The 2530-nt window shown below is 60.0% G+C and carries 3 protein-coding genes; all 3 read right to left on the reverse strand.

Features of this window, described 5'->3' with window-relative positions:
• Positions 1–56 precede the first annotated feature (56 nt).
• Genes tnpC through tnpA form a run of 3 tightly spaced genes read right to left on the reverse strand, consistent with a single transcriptional unit; the run spans position 57 to position 2448 of the window.
• Complete coding sequence (tnpC, locus tag QN370_RS20400; protein WP_322125746.1) at positions 57–1637, reverse strand: IS66 family transposase; 1581 nt, start codon at positions 1635–1637, stop codon at positions 57–59.
• A gap of 29 nt (positions 1638–1666) precedes the next feature.
• Positions 1667–2014 carry an IS66 family insertion sequence element accessory protein TnpB gene (gene tnpB, locus QN370_RS20405; RefSeq protein WP_322125747.1) on the reverse strand — a complete coding sequence of 116 codons (348 nt, stop codon included), beginning with the start codon at positions 2012–2014 and terminating at the stop codon, positions 1667–1669.
• On the reverse strand, positions 2011–2448 hold the full coding sequence (tnpA, locus tag QN370_RS20410; RefSeq protein ID WP_322125748.1) for an IS66-like element accessory protein TnpA: 438 nt from the start codon (positions 2446–2448) through the stop codon (positions 2011–2013). The genes tnpB and tnpA overlap by 4 nt, the downstream gene beginning before the upstream one ends.
• Positions 2449–2530 lie beyond the last annotated feature (82 nt).

Consider the following 2530-nt stretch of genomic DNA (forward strand, 5'->3'; position numbering starts at 1 on the left):
GTAAGCGCCTCACGAGCAACGTCTTGACCAATTTTGCTTCGTAGTAAATGCAGGATTTAGCGCGAAGCGGTGCCAAGCTGGTCGGCGACATTCCAAGGCAGCAGATCATTGATTTGATTGATGGGATAGTCGGCAATGTGCGTGAGCACATGGCGCAGGTAGGCTTCCGGATCGATGCCGTTCAGTTTTGCGGTGCCGATTAGCGCGTACATGGCGGCGGCGCGCTCGCCGCCGCTATCGGCACCCACGAACAAGAAATTTTTGCGTCCCAGAGCAACGCCGCGCAGAGCACGTTCAGCCGCATTGTTGTCGATCTCGGCGATACCGTGATCGCAGTACAGCAGCAATGCCTGCCATTGGTTGAGCGCGTAATTGATGGCTTTGGTCGTGTCGGACTTGGCCGACAAGGTCGGCAAGCGCGCACGCAGCCAAGCTTCGAAGTCCACCAGTAGCGGCAACGTCTTAGACTGCCGGACCTGCCGACGAATATCCGGCGGCTTGCCGCGCAGCGGTTCCTCAATCTCGTACAGCTCACCGATCCGGTGCAGCACCTCGGTGGTAAACGTCGTTGGATGAACGACATGGAGATCATGGAATTTACGCCGGGTGTGCGCCCAGCAAGCGGCTTCCTGCACCCGTCCGGTATCGTAAATGGCATTGAAGCCTGCGTAGGCATCGGCTTGCAGAATGCCGTGAAATCCGGCGAGATGGGTTTGCGGGTGGATGCCCTTGCGGTCCGGCGTGTAGGCAAACCAGACCGCTGGCGGGACCGTCGAGGCCGAGCTACGATCATCTCGCACATAGGTCCAGAGCCGGCCAGTCTTGGTCTGGCCGTGACCCGCAGCGAGTACAGGCACCGTCGTGTCATCGGCGTGCAGTTTGATACCGGCCATCACATGGTTGCGCAGTGCTTCCACCAGGGGTGCCATCAATGCGCTGCAGGCACCGACCCAGCGTCCCATGCTGGAACGGTCGATCTCGACACCCTGCCGGGCATAGATCACCGACTGCCGATACAACGGTTGATGATCGGCGAATTTCGCCACCAGGATATGCGCGAGCAAACCGGGTCCGGCTACGCCGCGCAGAATCGGCCGGCTCGCTGCCGGCACTTGCACGATGCGGTCACAGCAGGCGCAGGCTTTCTTGCGCCGGATATGGCGGATCACTTTGAAGGCTGAATTGAGGATTTCTAGCTGTTCGGAGACATCCTCACCAAGTGATTTGAGATGACCGCCGCAATCCGGACAGGCGGTCTCGGACGGCTCCAGAATGCGCTCCTCGCGGGGCAGTTCGGGCGGCAAGGCGTGTCGTACCGGACCCTTGGGCTCGGTAGCTGGGCCGGTTGCCGGCGTCACGACAGGTGGAAGTGGCAGTGAATCGACGACACCTTCTTCGGCCAGCAAGTCCTCTAGCCGGCACTCCAGTTTCGCGATCTGCCGATCGATCTTCTCGGACTTGCGGCCGAATTGCATGCGCTGTAATTTGGCAATGAGCAACTTGAGCTGTTCGACTTCAACGGCATGCGACGCCATGACCAACGTCATTTGATCCATCGCCGCCTGCTGCGCACGCACCATCGCCTTGAGGGCGTCGATGTCGTCGGGCAGGGGCGAGGGAATGGGCAGGTTCGGCATGCACGGAGTTTACGCAAGTCCGTTGATGTTTACAACACCGATCTGGGATGCCAGGTGCGTTGCGGTTGTCGCCAGTCGATACCTTCGAGCAGCATCGACAGCTGCGCCGGCGTCAGGCATACCGATCCACTGGTGGCTTGCGGCCACACAAACCGACCCTGTTCGAGCCGCTTGGCCAGCAGGCACAGACCATCCTCCGTGGCCCACAATAGTTTGACCGTATCGCCGCGGCGGCCACGGAACACGAAGACATGGCCATTGAACGGATCGGCTGCCAATGCGGTTTCTACCTTCGCAGCCAATCCCTGGAAGCCACAGCGCATGTCCGTGATACCGGCGGCGATCCAGATCCGCGTGCCGACAGGCAGGCCGATCATGGGTGGAAGTGACGCAATACCTGCGCCAGGATGGCCGCATCGACCGTCCCTTCCAGGCGCAAGGTGGTGGTCGCCAGGCTGATTTCGATGACGCCAGACTGGATGGTTTGTCGGTGCCCCCGTATCGCCTTCGGCGCGTTAGTATCGACCGGCACCGGGACCGAGACCGGCTCAGCAACAGGTGCCACAGCGTTGGTGGTAGGCGTGATGTGGACTTCCATGAATGTTGACGGCGCAGTCTCTTGTGTACCGACATCGCTGGCAAGATATGCACGCCGCCATTTATGCAGCATGTTGGCGTTGATCCCGTTGTCCAAGGCCAGACGGGCGACGGACACGCCGGGAGCGCAAGCGGCTATCGCCAGTTGCTTCTTGAAATCGATCGGATAATTACGACGACCTTTGCGGCTGCCGGATTGGATGGTTGTGTTCAAAGTGGTCCCCACTACTATTTGGTGGGCACCACTTTGGCGGGTCATTGGTGTGCTGTACAGACGTCCTTGATGAGGCGCTTAC

The sequence above is a fragment of the Actimicrobium sp. CCI2.3 genome (genome assembly GCF_035019065.1).
GTDB lineage: Bacteria > Pseudomonadota > Gammaproteobacteria > Burkholderiales > Burkholderiaceae_D > Actimicrobium.

What these genes read in the sequence shown, in the direction of transcription:
- tnpC (WP_322125746.1), bottom strand. Translation starts at nt 1,637, where the DNA reads ATGCCGAACCTGCCCATTCCCTCGCCCCTGCCCGACGACATCGACGCC.
- tnpB (WP_322125747.1), bottom strand. Translation starts at nt 2,014, where the DNA reads ATGATCGGCCTGCCTGTCGGCACGCGGATCTGGATCGCCGCCGGTATC.